This window comes from Streptomyces sp. VRA16 Mangrove soil (genome assembly GCF_017377775.1).
GTDB lineage: Bacteria > Actinomycetota > Actinomycetes > Streptomycetales > Streptomycetaceae > Streptomyces.
Window position 1 is genome coordinate 134,508 of the sequence record NZ_JAFVLN010000003.1, and the last position, 16,890, is coordinate 151,397.

General features: G+C 70.6%; 15 protein-coding genes. 1 reads left to right on the forward strand and 14 read right to left on the reverse strand.

What is annotated here, in order from left to right:
* Nucleotides 1–242: 242 nt before the first annotated feature.
* The 12 genes from coaBC to pyrR all read right to left on the reverse strand — a co-directional run bounded on the left by coaBC (nt 243) and on the right by pyrR (nt 13,183).
* Nucleotides 243–1,463, reverse strand: a complete 1,221-nt coding sequence (coaBC, locus tag J3486_RS09970) for a bifunctional phosphopantothenoylcysteine decarboxylase/phosphopantothenate--cysteine ligase CoaBC (protein WP_207819844.1) — start codon at nt 1,461–1,463, stop codon at nt 243–245.
* A gap of 115 nt (nt 1,464–1,578) precedes the next feature.
* On the reverse strand, nt 1,579–1,851 hold the full coding sequence (gene rpoZ, locus J3486_RS09975) for a DNA-directed RNA polymerase subunit omega (protein WP_005319902.1): 273 nt from the start codon (nt 1,849–1,851) through the stop codon (nt 1,579–1,581).
* Between the two features lie 50 nt (nt 1,852–1,901).
* Nucleotides 1,902–2,459 (reverse strand): guanylate kinase, encoded by a 558-nt coding sequence (gene gmk, locus J3486_RS09980; protein ID WP_207819845.1) that lies wholly within the window; start codon nt 2,457–2,459, stop codon nt 1,902–1,904.
* 61 nt (nt 2,460–2,520) lie between these two features.
* Nucleotides 2,521–2,844, reverse strand: coding sequence for an integration host factor (locus tag J3486_RS09985; protein WP_026246651.1), 324 nt, complete (start codon nt 2,842–2,844; stop codon nt 2,521–2,523).
* Nucleotides 2,845–3,173: 329 nt separating this feature from the next.
* Nucleotides 3,174–4,022 (reverse strand): orotidine-5'-phosphate decarboxylase, encoded by an 849-nt coding sequence (gene pyrF, locus J3486_RS09990; RefSeq protein WP_207819846.1) that lies wholly within the window; start codon nt 4,020–4,022, stop codon nt 3,174–3,176.
* A complete protein-coding gene (locus J3486_RS09995) occupies nt 4,019–5,122 on the reverse strand; it encodes a quinone-dependent dihydroorotate dehydrogenase (protein WP_207819847.1) in 1,104 nt (367 codons plus the stop codon). Before J3486_RS09995 ends, pyrF begins: the two co-directional genes overlap by 4 nt.
* 80 nt (nt 5,123–5,202) lie before the next feature.
* On the reverse strand, nt 5,203–8,511 hold the full coding sequence (carB, locus tag J3486_RS10000; RefSeq protein ID WP_207819848.1) for a carbamoyl-phosphate synthase large subunit: 3,309 nt from the start codon (nt 8,509–8,511) through the stop codon (nt 5,203–5,205).
* The gene (gene carA / locus J3486_RS10005) at nt 8,504–9,646 is read right to left on the reverse strand and encodes a glutamine-hydrolyzing carbamoyl-phosphate synthase small subunit (protein WP_207819849.1); all 1,143 of its coding nucleotides are present in this window, start codon (nt 9,644–9,646) and stop codon (nt 8,504–8,506) included. Before carA ends, carB begins: the two co-directional genes overlap by 8 nt.
* The gene (locus J3486_RS10010; protein ID WP_229377867.1) at nt 9,643–10,215 is read right to left on the reverse strand and encodes a hypothetical protein; all 573 of its coding nucleotides are present in this window, start codon (nt 10,213–10,215) and stop codon (nt 9,643–9,645) included. Before J3486_RS10010 ends, carA begins: the two co-directional genes overlap by 4 nt.
* Nucleotides 10,216–10,220: 5 nt before the next feature.
* Nucleotides 10,221–11,516 carry a dihydroorotase gene (locus J3486_RS10015; RefSeq protein WP_207819851.1) on the reverse strand — a complete coding sequence of 432 codons (1,296 nt, stop codon included), beginning with the start codon at nt 11,514–11,516 and terminating at the stop codon, nt 10,221–10,223.
* 2 nt (nt 11,517–11,518) lie between these two features.
* Nucleotides 11,519–12,508, reverse strand: coding sequence for an aspartate carbamoyltransferase catalytic subunit (locus J3486_RS10020; protein WP_207819852.1), 990 nt, complete (start codon nt 12,506–12,508; stop codon nt 11,519–11,521).
* Between the two features lie 102 nt (nt 12,509–12,610).
* Nucleotides 12,611–13,183, reverse strand: a complete 573-nt coding sequence (gene pyrR, locus J3486_RS10025) for a bifunctional pyr operon transcriptional regulator/uracil phosphoribosyltransferase PyrR (protein WP_207819853.1) — start codon at nt 13,181–13,183, stop codon at nt 12,611–12,613.
* A 243-nt stretch (nt 13,184–13,426) separates the two neighbouring features.
* Here pyrR and bldD point away from each other — a divergent pair, with 243 nt between their 5' ends.
* The gene (bldD, locus tag J3486_RS10030) at nt 13,427–13,927 is read left to right on the forward strand and encodes a transcriptional regulator BldD (RefSeq protein WP_018534843.1); all 501 of its coding nucleotides are present in this window, start codon (nt 13,427–13,429) and stop codon (nt 13,925–13,927) included.
* An 87-nt stretch (nt 13,928–14,014) separates the two neighbouring features.
* Here the strand turns inward: bldD and J3486_RS10035 are convergent, their stop codons facing one another.
* Both J3486_RS10035 and J3486_RS10040 read right to left on the reverse strand, forming a co-directional pair.
* Nucleotides 14,015–15,451 (reverse strand): aminotransferase class V-fold PLP-dependent enzyme, encoded by a 1,437-nt coding sequence (locus tag J3486_RS10035; protein WP_207819854.1) that lies wholly within the window; start codon nt 15,449–15,451, stop codon nt 14,015–14,017.
* Nucleotides 15,441–16,850 (reverse strand): MFS transporter, encoded by a 1,410-nt coding sequence (locus J3486_RS10040; protein ID WP_207819855.1) that lies wholly within the window; start codon nt 16,848–16,850, stop codon nt 15,441–15,443. Before J3486_RS10040 ends, J3486_RS10035 begins: the two co-directional genes overlap by 11 nt.
* Nucleotides 16,851–16,890: the final 40 nt, after the last annotated feature.

Consider the following 16,890-nt stretch of genomic DNA (forward strand, 5'->3'; position numbering starts at 1 on the left):
TGTGGTTGCAGCGGCTGCTGGCTGATCATTGACGGACGGTACGGGGGCTGCGCCCGACGACATCCGGAGACAGTTTATCGGTCGTGCTCGGTCGACGGACCACGCGTCTCGCCAACTGGGAGGCCTGTGACCTGCGACACCGCATTCTCCGATACGACGATCGCTCTCCGGAAGAGTACCGGGCGCCCGAAATTCCCGGGTTTCCGGGGGTTGTAGGCGGCCAATGGGGGGAATGCGGTTTTTCACCCCTGGTGCGGCAGACGAGGGACGACCTCGTCCCAGATCCGGTCGGCGAGGGCCTCCTTGGGGCCGTACGGGACCGGGGTCTCCCCGCCGTCGGAGCCGAGGATCACGGCCTCGTTCTCCTCCGCCCCGAACGTCTTGCGCTCCCCGACCTCATTGACGACCAGCAGGTCACAGCCCTTGCGGGCGAGCTTGGTGCGGCCGTTGGCGAGGACGTCGTCGGTCTCGGCGGCGAACCCGACGACCACCTGGCCGGGGCGCGGGCGGTCCGCGGAGATCTCCGCAAGGATGTCCGGATTACGGACCAGCACGATCGGCGCCGGTTCCTCACCGTCCTTCTTCTTGATCTTGCCGGTGGCGTACGTCTCGGGCCGGAAGTCGGCCACGGCCGCGGCCATGACGACCGCGTCGGCGTCCGCGGCGGCCTTCAGGACCGCCTCCCGCAGCTGCGTCGCCGTGCCTACGTGGACGACGTCGACGCCCGCCGGGTCCGGCAGGGAGGCGTTGGCCGAGAGCAGCGTGACGCGGGCGCCGCGGGCCGCCGCCGTGCGGGCCAGCGCGTAGCCCTGCTTGCCCGAGGAACGGTTGCCGAGGAAGCGGACCGGGTCGAGGGGCTCTCGGGTGCCGCCCGCGCTGACGACGACATGCCGGCCGGTGAGGTCGGGCGCGGCGGAGGCGGCGCCGCGGGCCAGGACCCGGCGCACGTACTCGAAGATCTCGACCGGGTCGGGGAAGCGGCCCTTGCCCGTGTCGACGCCGGTCAGCCGGCCGACCGCGGGTTCGATGACGAGGGCGCCGCGGCGGCGCAGCGTGGCGACGTTCTCCTGCGTCGCCGGGTGCTCCCACATCTCGGTGTGCATCGCGGGCGCGAAGATCACCGGACAGCGGGCGGTGAGCAGCGTGTTCGTCAGGAGGTCGTCGGCCAGGCCGTGGGCCGCCTTCGCGAGCATGTCGGCGGTGGCGGGGGCGACGACCACGACGTCCGCGTGCTGGCCGATGCGCACGTGCGGGACCTCGTGGACGGAGTCCCAGACCTCGGTGGACACCGGGTTGCCGGAGAGGGCGGACCAGGTCGCGGCGCCGACGAAGTGCAGCGCGGAGTCGGTGGGGACGACGCGTACGTCGTGGCCGGACTCCGTCAGCCGGCGCAGCAGCTCGCACGCCTTGTAGGCGGCGATGCCGCCACTGACCCCCAGAACGACCTTCGGCTTCGACGACACCGTCTCTCCCCTACGACCTAGACCTGGAAAACGTATGGCTCCATGACACACCACAGGCCCGACAGCAGCGCTGCCGGGCCTGTGGTGACGTGAATCTCAGCGATCCAGCGGAGCGTTACTGCGCCGGGCCCTCGATGGCCTCGGACGTCAGCAGACCCGCGTTGATCTCACGAAGGGCGATCGAGAGCGGCTTCTCGTGGACGTGCGTGTCCACCAGCGGGCCGACGTACTCGAGCAGACCCTCACCGAGCTGCGAGTAGTACGCGTTGATCTGACGCGCGCGCTTGGCGGCGTAGATGACCAGGCTGTACTTCGAGTCGGTGGCTTCGAGCAGCTCATCAATCGGCGGGTTGATGATGCCCTCGGGCGCGGTGATGGAAGAGGACACTCTCTGCCTTCCGATGGGGGCCGGGACCGAGAGTCCCGACAGGGTAAAGATCAAAGAACCTTCGTCAAGGCTAGCAGCTCACGGGCCACGTCCTCGACGGAGGTGTTGACAAGGGTGGTGTCGAACTCGGCCTCGGCGGCCAGCTCCACCTTGGCGGCGTCGAGCCTGCGCGCGATGACCTCGGGCGACTCGGTGCCCCGGCCGGTGAGCCGGCGCACCAGCTCGTCCCAGCTCGGCGGGGCGAGGAAGACCAGCTGCGCCTCGGGCATCGACTCCCGCACCAGGCGAGCGCCCTGGAGGTCGATCTCGAGGAGCACCGGCTCGCCCGCCTCCAGGCGGTCGAGAACGGCACTGCGCGGGGTGCCGTAGCGGTTCCCCGCGAACTCGGCCCACTCGAGGAGCTCGCCGTTGGCGATCAGCTTGTCCATCTCCTCGTCGGTGACGAAGAAGTACTGGACTCCGTGCTTCTCGCCCGGGCGCGGCTTGCGGGTCGTCGCCGACACCGAGAGCCAGACCTCGGGGTGTTCCTTGCGCATATGGGCGACGACCGTGCTCTTGCCGACCCCTGAGGGGCCGGAGAGCACGGTCAGCCGCGGACGTTCACTCATGCAGCGATTATTCCAGTTGTTCCGGAGTGCCCGGACCAGCCCTGGGGCCGGCCGGTGTCACTCAGGCGCCGGTGCTGCCGAACTCGCGCTCCAGGGAGGCGATCTGGTTGGAACCGAGACCGCGCACCCGGCGGGATTCGGAGATCCCGAGGCGCTCCATGATCTGCTTGGCGCGGACCTTGCCCACGCCCGGCAGGGACTCGAGCAGGGCGGAGACCTTCATCTTGCCGATGACGTCGTTCTCCTGGCCCTGCTTGATGACCTCGTGCAAGGAGGCGCCGGAGTGCTTGAGTCGATTCTTGACCTCGGCCCGCTCCCGGCGAGCCGCGGCGGCCTTTTCGAGCGCGGCTGCGCGCTGTTCAGGGGTAAGGGGCGGAAGAGCCACGCCTACGTCACCTCGGATGTCGAACTGTCGGATACGGACCGGTGAGGAACCTAGTCGCCCCACACCTGGGGAGCAACGAGCAACGCGTTTGCCTGCGCTGGCCCTTCGCTCTCGTCGGAGACTAGCGGCCAAGGCCGCCTGAGTCAGCGAGAACAGAGGAAAAGTCCAGGTCAGCCTTGCTCAGGAGGTGCATTTAGGGCAAATCGACCGGTAAATCGGTCAGGATTCGGACGCGCGGCCCAAGGTCGGCACGGAGTGCCACCCCCGATAAACCCCCGATCAACCTCCGACTCACCCCCGATGAGCCCCCGAGACGGCCCGAAGGTCCATCATTGCGCGGCCTCGACCGCCTCACGCACCTCGTCCGCGAACCGCACGGCCGCGTCCCGCAGCGCGGACACGGAGGGCCCCGCCCTGAGCACCCCACGGCTCACATTCGGTACGACGTTGCGCACGGCCGGGCCGAAAACGGTCGGCAGATCGGCCGCGGTGGCGCCCTGCGCGCCGATCCCGGGCGCGAGGAGCGGACCGTTGATGTCGAGCTCGTACGAGGACAGGTCGCCCAGCGTCGCGCCGACGACCGCGCCGAAGGAGCCCATCGGGCTCTCCCCCGCGTTCTCCGCGGCGAGGTGGGCGAGCATCGTGGCGCCCACGTTCTTGCCGTCGGCGCGCACGGCGTGCTGGACCTCGCCGCCCTCGGGGTTGGAGGTGAGGGCGAGCACGAAGAGGCCCGCGCCGGTCTCGCGCGCGAGGTCCACGGCGGGCTTCAGCGAGCCGTAGCCGAGGTACGGCGAGACGGTCAGGGCGTCCACGAACAGCGGGGAGTCCTTGTGCAGGTAGGTCTCCGCGTACGCGGCCATGGTCGAGCCGATGTCGCCGCGCTTGGCGTCCATGACGACGAGGGTGCCCGCGGCGCGCAGGTCGGCGACGGCCTTCTCCAGGACCGCGACGCCGCGCGAGCCGAACCGCTCGAAGAACGCCATCTGGGGCTTCACGACCGCGACCGTGTCGGCCAGGGCCTCGACGGACGTGCGCGTGAAGGACTCCAGGCCGGCGATGTCGTCCGTCAGGCCCCAGGAGGAGAGCAGAGCGGCGTGCGGGTCGATGCCGACGCAGAGCGGGCCGCGCTCGTCCATGACGCGGCGGAGGCGGGCACCGAAGGGTTCGAGGACTGTCATGCGGCAACCTTCTTCACATCGGCGCCGACGGCGTCGGCGAGGGTGGTGTACGGGCTCGTGCGGAGGCGGGCGGCGAGGCCCTTGTGGATCGCGCGGGCGTAGAACGGGCCCTCGTAGATGAAGGCCGAGTAGCCCTGGACGAGCGTGGCACCCGCGAGGATGCGCTGCCAGGCGTCCTCGGCGTTCTCGATGCCCCCGACGCCCACGAGGGTGATCCGGTCGCCCACGCGCGCGTACAGGCGCCTGAGGACCTCCAGGGAGCGTTCCTTGAGGGGCGCGCCGGACAGGCCGCCCGTCTCGTTCACGACGTCGCCCGTGGTCTTCAGGCCCTCGCGGGAGATCGTCGTGTTGGTGGCGATGATGCCGTCCAGGCCCAGCTCGACGGCCAGGTCGGCGACGGCGTCGACGTCCTCGTCGGCGAGGTCGGGCGCGATCTTGACGAGGAGCGGGACGCGACGGGCCTTCACGGTGCGGTCGGCGGCCTCGCGCACGGCGGTCAGCAGCGGACGCAGCGCCTCGGTGGCCTGGAGGTTGCGCAGGCCGGGCGTGTTCGGCGAGGAGACGTTCACGACGAGGTAGTCGGCGAAGGCGGCCAGGCGCTCGGTCGACTTCACGTAGTCGGCGGCGGCCTCGGCCTCGGGGACGACCTTGGTCTTGCCGATGTTCACGCCGACCGTCGTCTTGAAGACGGGGTTGCGGGAGGCCAGGCGCGCGGCGACGGCGAGGGAGCCCTCGTTGTTGAAGCCCATGCGGTTGATCAGCGCGCGGTCCGGGATCAGGCGGAAGAGGCGCTTCTTGGGGTTGCCGGGCTGCGCCTCGCCGGTGACCGTGCCGATCTCGATGTGGTCGAAGCCGAGCATGGCCATGCCGTCGATCGCGACGGCGTTCTTGTCGAAGCCGGCGGCGAGGCCGAAGGGGCCGTGCATGCGCAGGCCGAGGGCCTCGGTGCGCAGCTCCTTGTAGCGCGGCGCCAGGGCGGCCGCCACGAAGGTGCGCAGGACCGGGGTGCGGGCCGCGAGGCGGATCCAGCGGAAGGCCAGGTAGTGGGCCTTCTCGGGGTCCATGTGCTGGAAGACGAGGTGGAAGAACAGCTTGTACATGGCTGAAGTCCTATAGGTGTCCATGAGGCGGTGGGCTCATGAAGAGGGGGACACCGTTTCGGTGTCCCCCTCTTGGGCTGCTAGTCGCGGGCCGCGGTCAGGTGCTCCGCGTGTTCCTGCAGTGAGCGCACGCCCACGTCACCGTGGTTGAGCGCGTCGATGCCCTGGACGGCCGCGGCGAGCGCCTGGACCGTGGTCAGGCAGGGCACGGAGCGGGCCACCGCCGCCGTACGGATCTCGTAGCCGTCGAGACGGCCGCCGGTGCCGTACGGCGTGTTGACGATGAGGTCGACCTCGCCGTCGTGGATCAGCTGGACGATCGTCTTCTCGCCGCCCGGGCCCTCGCCCTCGGACTGCTTGCGCACGACCGTGGCGTTGATGCCGTTGCGCTTGAGGACCTCGGCCGTGCCGGACGTGGCCATCAGCTCGAAGCCGTGGGCGACGAGCTCGCGCGCCGGGAAGATCATCGAGCGCTTGTCGCGGTTGGCGACGGAGATGAACGCCCGGCCCTTCGTCGGCAGCGGACCGTAGGCGCCGGCCTGCGACTTGGCGTACGCCGTGCCGAAGACCGCGTCGATGCCCATGACCTCGCCGGTGGAGCGCATCTCCGGGCCGAGGACCGTGTCGACGCCGCGGCCGTGCACGTCGCGGAAGCGCGACCACGGCATGACGGCCTCCTTGACGGAGATCGGCGCGTCCAGCGGCAGGGTGCCGCCGTCGCCGGTCTTCGGGAGCAGGCCCTCGGCGCGCAGCTCGGCGACGGTGGCGCCCAGCGAGATGCGGGCGGCGGCCTTCGCGAGCGGCACCGCGGTCGCCTTCGAGGTGAAGGGGACGGTGCGCGAGGCGCGCGGGTTGGCCTCCAGGACGTAGAGGATGTCACCCGCCATCGCGAACTGGATGTTGATCAGGCCGCGGACGCCGACGCCCTTGGCGATGGCCTCCGTGGAGGCCTTCAGGCGCTTGATGTCGTAGCCGCCCAGCGTGATCGGGGGCAGGGCGCACGCCGAGTCGCCGGAGTGGATGCCGGCCTCCTCGATGTGCTCCATGACGCCGCCGAGGTAGAGCTCCTCGCCGTCGTAGAGGGCGTCCACGTCGATCTCGATCGCGTCGTCCAGGAAGCGGTCCACGAGGACCGGCCGGGACGGGCTGATCTCGGTCGACTCCTCGATGTACGAGGACAGGCGGGTCTCGTCGTAGACAATCTCCATGCCGCGGCCGCCGAGCACGTAGGACGGACGGACCAGGACCGGGTAGCCGATCTCGTCGGCGATGGCCTTGGCCTCGGAGAAGGTCGTGGCCGTGCCGTGCTTGGGCGCGGGCAGACCGGCCTCGGCCAGGACGCGGCCGAAGGCGCCGCGGTCCTCGGCGGCGTGGATCGCCTCCGGGGAGGTGCCGACGACCGGCACGCCGTTGTCCTTCAGCGCCTGCGACAGACCCAGCGGGGTCTGGCCGCCGAGCTGGACGACGACACCGGCGATCGGCCCCGCGAGGGACTCGGCGTGGACGATCTCCAGGACGTCTTCGAGCGTCAGCGGCTCGAAGTACAGGCGGTCGGACGTGTCGTAGTCCGTGGAGACGGTCTCGGGGTTGCAGTTGACCATCACGGTCTCGTAGCCCGCGTCGCTCAGCGCGAAGGAGGCGTGGACGCAGGAGTAGTCGAACTCGATGCCCTGGCCGATGCGGTTCGGGCCCGAGCCCAGGATGATCACGGCGGGCTTGGTGCGCTGCGCGACCTCGGTCTCCTCGTCGTACGAGGAGTAGAAGTACGGCGTCTTGGCGGCGAACTCGGCGGCGCAGGTGTCGACCGTCTTGTAGACCGGGCGGACGCCGAGCGCGTGCCGGACCTCGCGGACGACGTCCTCGCGCAGGCCGCGGATCTCACCGATCTGCTGGTCGGAGAAGCCGTGACGCTTGGCCTCCGCGATGAGCTCGCGGGTCAGCTCGGGCGCGGCGGCCAGCTCGTCGGCGGTCTCCTTGATCAGGAAGAGCTGGTCGACGAACCACGGGTCGATCTTCGTGTACGCGAAGATCTCCTCGGGGGTGGCACCGGCGCGGATCGCCTCCATGACGGTGTTGATGCGCCCGTCGGTCGGACGGACCGACGCCTCCAGGAGCTCCTTCTTGTCGCCGACCTCGCCGACGAAGGAGAACTGCGAGCCCTTCTTCTCCAGGGAGCGCAGGGCCTTCTGGAACGCCTCGGTGAAGTTACGGCCGATGGCCATGGCCTCGCCGACCGACTTCATGGTCGTGGTGAGGGTGGAGTCGGCCGACGGGAACTTCTCGAAGGCGAAGCGCGGGGCCTTGACGACCACGTAGTCGAGTGTCGGCTCGAAGGACGCCGGCGTCTTCTCGGTGATGTCGTTGGGGATCTCGTCCAGCGTGTAGCCGACGGCCAGCTTCGCGGCGATCTTCGCGATCGGGAAGCCGGTGGCCTTCGAGGCGAGGGCCGAGGAGCGCGACACGCGCGGGTTCATCTCGATGACGATGATGCGGCCGTCGTCGGGGTTGACCGCGAACTGGATGTTGCAGCCGCCGGTGTCGACGCCGACCTCGCGGATGATCGCGATGCCGATGTCACGCAGCCGCTGGTACTCGCGGTCGGTGAGGGTCATCGACGGGGCGACGGTGATCGAGTCGCCGGTGTGCACGCCCATCGGGTCGAAGTTCTCGATGGAGCAGACGACCACGACGTTGTCGTTCTTGTCGCGCATCAGCTCCAGCTCGTACTCCTTCCAGCCGAGGATGGACTCCTCCAGGAGCACCTCGGTGGTCGGGGAGAGCGTGAGGCCCTGACCGGCGATGCGGCGCAGCTCCTCCTCGTCGTGCGCGAAGCCGGACCCGGCGCCGCCCATGGTGAAGGAGGGGCGGACGACGACGGGGTAGCCGCCGAGCGTGTCGACGCCCTTGAGCACGTCGTCCATCGAGTGGCAGATCACGGACCGGGCGGACTCGCCGTGGCCGATCTTCTTGCGGACCTCTTCGACGACGCCCTTGAAGAGGTCGCGGTCCTCGCCCTTGTTGATCGCCTCGACGTTGGCGCCGATGAGCTCGACGCCGTACTTCTCCAGCACACCCTGCTCGTGCATGGAGATCGCGGTGTTGAGCGCGGTCTGGCCGCCGAGGGTCGGCAGCAGGGCGTCGGGGCGCTCCTTCGCGATGATCTTCTCGACGAACTCGGGGGTGATCGGCTCGACGTACGTGGCGTCGGCGATCTCCGGGTCGGTCATGATCGTCGCCGGGTTGGAGTTCACGAGGATGACCCGCAGGCCCTCGGACTTCAGGACGCGGCACGCCTGGGTACCGGAGTAGTCGAACTCGGCGGCCTGGCCGATGACGATCGGGCCGGAGCCGATGACCAGGACGGACTGGATATCGGTGCGCTTAGGCACGCTGGCCCTCCATCAGGGAAACGAAGCGGTCGAACAGGTAGGCGGCGTCGTGGGGACCGGCGGCCGCCTCCGGGTGGTACTGGACGGAGAAGCCCGGCTGGTCGAGCAGCTGGAGCCCCTCCACGACGTTGTCGTTGAGGCACACGTGGGAGACCTCGGCGCGGCCGAACTTGGTCTCGCTCACCTTGTCCAGCGGCGCGTCCACGGCGAAGCCGTGGTTGTGGGCGGTGACCTCGACCTTGCCGGTGGTGCGGTCCTGCACCGGCTGGTTGATGCCGCGGTGGCCGTACTTCAGCTTGTACGTGCCGAAGCCGAGGGCGCGGCCGAGGATCTGGTTGCCGAAGCAGATGCCGAACAGCGGCGTCTTCTTCTCCAGGACGGCGGTCATCAGCGCGACCGGGCCCTCGGCGGTGGCGGGGTCGCCCGGGCCGTTGGAGAAGAACACCCCGTCGGGGTCCACGGCGTAGACGTCGTCGGCGGTGGCGGTCGCCGGCAGGACGTGCACCTCGATGCCGCGCTCGGCCATCCGGTGCGGGGTCATGCCCTTGATGCCCAGGTCGATCGCGGCGACGGTGAACTTCTTCTCACCGATGGCCTCGACGACGTAGGCCTCCTTGGTGGCGACCTCCTCGTAGAGGGAGGCGCCCTTCATGTGGGGCTGCGCCTGGACCTTCTCGACGAGCTCGGCGTCGGTGGCCAGCGCCTCGCCGGAGAAGATGCCCGAGCGCATGGAGCCGCGCTCGCGCAGGTGGCGGGTGAGGGCGCGGGTGTCGATGCCGGAGATGCCGACGATCCCCTGTGCGACGAGCTCGTCGTCGAGCGAGCGCTTGGCGCGCCAGTTGGAGGGGATGCGTGCGGGGTCGCGCACGACGTAGCCCGAGACCCAGATGCGGCTCGACTCGTCGTCCTCGTCGTTCCAGCCCGTGTTGCCGATCTGCGGGGCGGTGGCGACCACGATCTGGCGGTCGTACGACGGGTCGGTGAGGGTCTCCTGGTAGCCGGTCATGCCGGTGGAGAACACGGCCTCGCCGAAGGTCTCCCCCACGGCCCCGTAGGCGCGGCCGCGGAACACGCGACCGTCCTCCAGGACGAGTACGGCGGGAACCTTGCTGGTTCCCCTGGTGGAGGTGGTCATCGTGCGGCGCCTTCCGTCGTGTTCTTCATGTCGATCATGTGGTTGATGGTGGTGACCCAGTCCGCCTGCTCGGCGGCGTGGTCGGAGCGGAACCCGGAGTCGATCAGCTTGTCGCCGTGCGCCCAGGTGACGATCAGGAGACCGCCCTCGGTGAGCACCTTGCCCGCGATGCCCTTGTCGAGCCGGGCCTCGCGCAGCGCGTCCGCGGGGACGAAGAAGTCGTTCGCTCCCGGTCGTACGACGCTCAGCCCCTGGTCGGTCAGGGTCAGCTCGACGCGGCTGCGGGTGCCGAGGCCGTGCGCCACGATGCGGTCGAGCCACTGCCCGGCCGTGGTGGATCCGTGGTACCGACCGCTGAGCTCCAGTTTCGCCGGGCCTTGCTCAGTCGGCGCGCTGGGCAGTGGCGGCACATCGCCCTGGAGCGTGCCGCGCCACTTCCAGCCCTGGCGCATCAGCCAGTAGACGAGCGCGATGAAGAGCAGCAGTCCGACGATCCAGCCGATCCGGTCGGGCCAGTCGGTCACGTCCGCCGACTTCTGTTCGGCGGCCAGGCTGACCAGTGGTTGCAGTGGAGTCACGCGAGCTTCCCGTCGGCGAGGGTGGCCTTGCCCCGCAGCCAGGTGTGGGTGACGCGCCCCGGCAGCTCACGGCCCTCGTAGGGGGTGTTGCGGCTGCGGGAGGCGAAGCCCGCGGGGTCAACGGCTCCACGGTAGTCGGCGTCGACGAGGACGAGGTTGGCAGGCTCACCTGCCGAGACGGGACGTCCATGGCCGCCCGCCCGCCCGATCTCGGCGGGCTTGAAGGACATGCGGTCGGCGACGCCGGCCCAGTCCAGGAGGCCCGTCTCGACCATCGTCTGCTGGACCACGCTCAGCGCGGTCTCCAGGCCGACCATGCCCATGGCGGCCGCGGCCCACTCGCAGTCCTTGTCCTCGTGCGGGTGCGGGGCGTGGTCCGTGGCGACGATGTCGATGGTGCCGTCGGCGAGCGCCTCGCGCAGCGCCATGACGTCCTTCTCCGTGCGGAGCGGCGGGTTCACCTTGTAGACCGGGTTGTACGAGCGCACCAGCTCGTCGGTGAGGAGCAGGTGGTGCGGGGTGACCTCGGCGGTGACGTCGATGCCGCGGGACTTGGCCCAGCGCACGATCTCGACGGACCCGGCGGTCGACAGGTGGCAGATGTGCACGCGGGAGCCGACGTGCTCGGCGAGCAGCACGTCGCGGGCGATGATCGACTCCTCGGCGACGGCCGGCCAGCCGCCCAGGCCCAGCTCGGCGGAGACGGTGCCCTCGTTCATCTGGGCGCCCTCGGTCAGGCGGGGCTCCTGCGCGTGCTGGGCGACGACGCCGCCGAAGGCCTTCACGTACTCCAGGGCGCGGCGCATGATCACGGCGTCGTGGACGCACTTGCCGTCGTCGGAGAAGACGGTGACGCCGGCGGCGGACTCGTGCATGGCTCCGAGCTCGGCGAGCTTCTGGCCCTCCAGGCCGACGGTGACGGCGCCGATGGGCTGCACGTCGCAGTAGCCGTGCTCCTGGCCGAGCCGGTAGACCTGCTCGACGACACCGGCGGTGTCGGCGACGGGGAACGTGTTGGCCATGGCGAACACGGCGGTGTAGCCACCGGAGGCGGCGGCCTGCGTACCGGTCAGGACGGTCTCGGAGTCCTCGCGGCCCGGCTCGCGCAGGTGGGTGTGGAGGTCGACGAGGCCCGGGAGCAGGATCTTGCCCTCGGCCTCGACCACCTCGGCGCCCTCGGCGGAGAGCCCGGTCCCGACCTCGGCGATGACGCCGCCGTCGATCAGCACGTCCTGCGGCTCGCCACCGAGCACCTTCGCACCGCGGATCAGCGTCTTCTGCGTCTCGCTCATGATTACTTGCTCTCCTCGGAACCGGTGGGGCGGGTGTGGCTGACGGCGGGCTCGTTGCCGCCGAGAAGCAGATAGAGGACGGCCATCCGGGTGTGAACACCGTTGGCCACCTGCTCGATGACCGTGCAGCGGTCGGAGTCGGCGACCTCGGCGGTGATCTCCATGCCGCGGACCATCGGTCCGGGGTGCATCACGATGGCGTGCTCGGGCATCTTCGCCATGCGGTCGCCGTCGAGGCCGTAGCGGCGCGAGTACTCGCGCTCGGTCGGGAAGAAGGCGGCGTTCATGCGCTCGCGCTGCACGCGGAGCATCATCACGGCGTCGGCCTTCGGCAGCGTGCTGTCCAGGTCGTAGCTGACCTCGCACGGCCAGGACTCGACGCCGACCGGGAGCAGGGTGGGCGGCGCGACGAGGGTGACCTCGGCGCCGAGGGTGTGCAGCAGGTCGACGTTGGAGCGGGCGACACGGCTGTGCAGGATGTCACCGACGAGCGTGACGCGCTTGCCGTCGAGGCCCTTGCCGAGCCCGGCGTCGCGGCCGACGAGGCGGCGGCGCATCGTGAACGCGTCGAGCAGCGCCTGGGTGGGGTGCTGGTGGGTGCCGTCACCGGCGTTGATCACCGGGGCGTCGATCCAGCCCGAGGTCGCGAGCCGGAAGGGGGCGCCGGAGGCGCTGTGCCGGATGACGACGGCGTCGACGCCCATGGCCTCCAGGGTCTGCGCGGTGTCCTTGAGGGACTCGCCCTTGGAGACGCTGGAGCCCTTGGCGGCGAAGTTGATGACGTCGGCGGAGAGGCGCTTCTCGGCGGCCTCGAAGGAGATCCGGGTCCGCGTCGAGTCCTCGAAGAAGAGGTTGCAGATGGTCCGGCCGCGCAGGGCCGGCAGCTTCTTGATGGGCCGGTCGGCGACGCGGGCCATCTCCTCGGCGGTGTCGAGGATGAGAACGGCGTCGTCGCGGGAGAGGTCGGCGGCCGAGATGAGGTGTCGCATCATCGGGGGTGCTCCGTAAGGAAGTTCAGGACATTCAGGGCATACGGGGGCGCGAGGGCACACCTGAGCACGCACACGCCGTGAGGGACGTGCGCGGTGCGGTGGCTACTGCTCGGCCGCCTCGGCGTCCGGCTTGGCACCGAGCAGCACGGCGTCGCGGCCGTCCTCCTCGGCGAGCTGGACCTTGACCGTCTCCCGCAGCGACGTGGGGAGGTTCTTGCCGACGTAGTCGGCGCGGATCGGGAGTTCGCGGTGGCCGCGGTCGACGAGGACGGCGAGCTGCACGGCACGCGGGCGCCCGATGTCGTTCAGGGCGTCGAGGGCGGCGCGGATGGTGCGGCCGGAGAACAGGACGTCGTCGACGAGGACGACGAGGCGGCCGTCGATGCCGTCACCGGGGATCTCGGTGCGGGCCAGCGCACGCGGCGGGTGCATCCGCAGGTCGTCGCGGTACATCGTGATGTCGAGCGAGCCGACGGGGATGGCGCGGCCGGTGATCTCTTCGAGCTTGTCGGCCAGGCGGCGGGCGAGGAAGACGCCTCGCGTGGGGATACCGAGGAGCACCACGTCCTCGGCGCCCTTGGCGCGCTCCACGATCTCGTGGGCGATGCGGGTCAGCACCCGCGCGATGTCAGGGCCTTCGAGAACAGACCGGGCATCGGGATTCTGCGTGTCCATAAAAAACGGACCCCCTTCTCCGCCTCACGGGACGGACCTTAAAGGACGTCGGAATTGCGCCATCCAGACTACCAGCCCTTCAACATCGCTGATCACCCGCCTGGAGGTGCGGGAACGCCGTTTTCGCGAGAAGGTCGGTACGGACCATTCGGCTTGACGCGGCCAAGTAACGCTGCGTAACCTCACAGTGAGTTACCAGCCACGCGGCGCAGCCGCTAAGTGATGCAGTGTCCGGGGAGCTATATGTCCAGCGAATACGCCAAACAGCTCGGGGCGAAGCTCCGCGCGATCCGTACCCAGCAGGGCCTTTCCCTCCACGGTGTCGAGGAGAAGTCCCAGGGACGCTGGAAGGCGGTCGTGGTCGGTTCGTACGAGCGCGGCGACCGCGCCGTGACCGTGCAGCGCCTCGCCGAACTGGCGGACTTCTACGGCGTGCCGGTGCAGGAGCTGCTGCCGGGCACCACCCCTGGCGGCGCCGCCGAGCCCCCGCCGAAGCTGGTCCTCGACCTGGAGCGCCTGGCCCACGTGCCGCCGGAGAAGGCGGGCCCGCTGCAGCGTTACGCGGCCACGATCCAGTCGCAGCGCGGTGACTACAACGGCAAGGTGCTGTCGATCCGCCAGGACGACCTGCGCACCCTCGCCGTCATCTACGACCAGTCGCCCTCGGTCCTGACCGAGCAGCTGATCAGCTGGGGCGTTCTCGACGCGGACGCGCGCCGCGCCGTGGCGCACGACGAGGCCTGATCGGAAAGCCTGCCAACGGGCCGGTACAGCAGAAACGTCACATCCGAAGGGGCGGAGCCGCGAGGCTCCGCCCCTTCGGCGCTCTCCCTACCGCACCCGGTAGAGCCGCCCGATGACCTCCGGCAGCAGTCGCTCGCTCAGCCTCGGCGGCAGCGCCTGGAGGACCGCCAGGACCGGCGCCATCCGCTCGGGCAGCGCGCCGCCCTCGCCCACGCCCGCGAGGGCCAGCGCGATCTCGACCTCCTCCGGGGTCAGCGCGTCCGGGTCGAGCGCACCCGCCGCCTCGACGATCGCCGGGTCGATCCGCACCGGTCCGGCCGCGCGGGCCCGCGCCACCGCCTTCTCCCATGCGTCCAGAAGCAGCCGCACGGTCTCCTCGTCCGCGACCGCCGCCGTCACCGTCAGATGGAGATTGGCGGGCGAGGCGCCGAAGGCCGGCTGCGGCTGCAGATACCAGCCGCTCCCCCGCATCTCGTCCGCGACGACGAACACATCGAGCTCCGGGTCGTCCGAGGCGACCGCGATCAGGGACGCCTCGGGCCGGGCGAGCAGTCGCAGTCCGTCGATGCGCTCGATACCGTCGGCGAGCGCCAGGGTCGTCCGGTGTACGCGCGTCGACAGCGCGGTGTAACCGTCGGTTCCCACCTGCTCGGTCACGGCCCAGGCCGCCGCGAGCGGTCCGGCCGACTTGGTGCCCTGGAGCGTGGAGTTGACGACGGGGTAGCCGGGCCAGGACGCGTGCGCGAACCAGCCGTGCCGGCGCAGCTCCGCGTCCTCGAACAGCAGCAGCGAGGCACCCTTGGCCGTGTACCCGTACTTGTGCAGATCGACGGAGAGCGACGTGACGCCCGGCACGGTGAGCCCGAACTCCGGGATGTGCGCACCCTCGTCGGCCCGCTTGAGGTGCCCCAGGTACCAGCCGCCGATGCAGGCGTCGACATGGCAGAGCACCCCGCGTCGCGCGGCCTCCGCCGCCACCTCTGCGACGGGGTCGATGACCCCGTGCGCGTACGAAGGCGCGGAGACCACGACGAGAGCGGTGCGCTCGGTGAGGGCGGCGGCGACGTCGGCCGGGCGCACCCTGAAGGTCTCCGGGTCGACGGGGACGCTGACGACGGTGAGCCCGAAGAGCTCGGCCGCCTTGTGGAACGCGGCGTGCGCGGTCTCCGGCAGCACCAGCTCGGGAGCGGTGATCCCCCGCGCCCTGCGGGCATGTTGACGAGCCGTCAGGACCGCCAGCAGGCAGCTCTCGGTGCCGCCGCTGGTGAAGGTGCCCGCCGTGCCGCCGAGCAGCGCGGTGGCCCGCCGCACGAGGTCGTTCTCCAGTTCCACCACGCTCGGGAAGGCCGTCATGTCGAGCCCGTTGACCCCGGCGAAAGCGGCCTGCGCGGCGTTCGCGAGCTCTTCGAGACCGTCGAGCCCGGAGTCGTAGACGTACGCCATCGTGCGTCCGCCGTGCACCGGGAGGTCGTCCGCGCGCAGTTCGGCGAGGCGCGCCAGGATCGGGGCGTGGTCAGTGGTCATGCGGGGCACTCCTCGTCGTACCGGATGGGTCATGCCGCGAAGGGGCGTCGGCCGCGTCCCTCAGGCGGGTCAGTTCGGCCTCGGTGAGCCGGTAGCGGGCCAGCAGCGGCAGGCTGATCAGCAGCAGGGCGGCGGGCAGCACGCCGAAGCCGACGACGATCGCGGTGAGCGCCGAGCCCGGCTGGGCCACACGGTGGTCGGCGTCGGAGGAGGCGAAGTCGCCGAGCGCGAGCACCAGACCGAACAGGCCGGGTCCCAGGGCGAGCCCGAGCGTCTCGCCCGCGGTCCACAGCCCGGTGAAGACCCCGGCCCTGCGCCGTCCGCTCGTGTAGGCGTCGGCGGCGATCGTGTCGCCGAGCATGGCGAGCGGCAGCATCTGCATCCCCGCGTACCCGACACCGGCCACGGCCACGGCGCCGTAGATCAGGGCGGGCGGCAGCTCACGCCCCGCCGCCGCGCCCACCGCGCCGACGAGAAAGCAGAGCGAGGCGCCGATCGCCGCGTCGCGCTTGCCCGTGCGGCGGCCGACGGCCAGCCAGAGCGGCATCGCGAGCAGCGAGGGGACGATCAGACAGGCGAAGAGGTACGTCGTGGCGCTCGGCTCGTCGAGGATGTACGTGGCGAAGTACTGGGTGCCGGCGAGCATCAGGCCGGTCGCGGTGGCCTGCGCCACGAAGGCGCCGAGCAGCCGGGCGAAGGGCGCGTTGCCGCGGGCGGCCCGCAGCTGGGCGCGCAGGCTCGGCTCGCTGGTCGTCCGGATGACGGTGCGCGTCCCGGACGTGGCGGCCACGGCGGCGACCGTCCCGAGGGCCAGCACGGCGCCCACGACGCAGCCCATCAGCCGGTAGCCGCCCGCGCTGCCCCGGTCGTCGCCCGTGGCCCCGGCGAGCACCGGGGCGACGGCGCCCGCGAGGAGGATCGCCACGGCGAGGAAGGCGACGCGCCAGGACATGATGCGGGCCCGCTCGTCGGGATCGTCGGTGAGCTCGGCGGGCAGCGCGACGTACGGGACCTGGAAGCAGGCGTACGCGGAGGCGGTGAGCAGGAAGAGCACGGCGACGTAGGCCGCGGCGGGTCCGCCTTCGAGGCCGCCGGGCGCCGCGAACATGGCGGCGAAGCAGAACGGCATGGTGACGGCGCCGAGCAGCATCCAGGAGCGGCGCGGTCCCCAGCGCAGGCCCGAGCTGCGGTCGGAGAGGCTGCCGATCCAGGGGTTGAGCAGGACGTCCCACGCCTTGGGCAGGAACACCAGGAGTCCGGCCAGGCCCGCGGCCACCCCGAGCACGTCGGTCAGGTAGTAGAGCAGGAGCAGACCGGGGACAGTGCCGAAGGTGCCGGTGGCGAAGGAGCCGAGGCCGTAGCCGACGCGGACCCTCGCGGGGAGACCTCTGGGGGACATGGCCCGAACCTAGTGAAGATCCCCGGGAACGCACCAGGCC

Excerpts from the sequence above, each read along its gene's own strand:
- gmk (WP_207819845.1), bottom strand. The coding sequence starts at position 2,459 with ATGAGTGAACGTCCGCGGCTGACCGTGCTCTCCGGCCCCTCAGGGGTC.
- pyrF (WP_207819846.1), bottom strand. The coding sequence starts at position 4,022 with ATGACAGTCCTCGAACCCTTCGGTGCCCGCCTCCGCCGCGTCATGGAC.
- J3486_RS09995 (WP_207819847.1), bottom strand. The coding sequence starts at position 5,122 with ATGTACAAGCTGTTCTTCCACCTCGTCTTCCAGCACATGGACCCCGAG.
- carA (WP_207819849.1), bottom strand. The coding sequence starts at position 9,646 with ATGACCACCTCCACCAGGGGAACCAGCAAGGTTCCCGCCGTACTCGTC.
- J3486_RS10015 (WP_207819851.1), bottom strand. The coding sequence starts at position 11,516 with ATGAGCGAGACGCAGAAGACGCTGATCCGCGGTGCGAAGGTGCTCGGT.
- J3486_RS10020 (WP_207819852.1), bottom strand. The coding sequence starts at position 12,508 with ATGATGCGACACCTCATCTCGGCCGCCGACCTCTCCCGCGACGACGCC.
- pyrR (WP_207819853.1), bottom strand. The coding sequence starts at position 13,183 with ATGGACACGCAGAATCCCGATGCCCGGTCTGTTCTCGAAGGCCCTGAC.
- bldD (WP_018534843.1), top strand. The coding sequence starts at position 13,427 with ATGTCCAGCGAATACGCCAAACAGCTCGGGGCGAAGCTCCGCGCGATC.
- J3486_RS10035 (WP_207819854.1), bottom strand. The coding sequence starts at position 15,451 with ATGACCACTGACCACGCCCCGATCCTGGCGCGCCTCGCCGAACTGCGC.
- J3486_RS10040 (WP_207819855.1), bottom strand. The coding sequence starts at position 16,850 with ATGTCCCCCAGAGGTCTCCCCGCGAGGGTCCGCGTCGGCTACGGCCTC.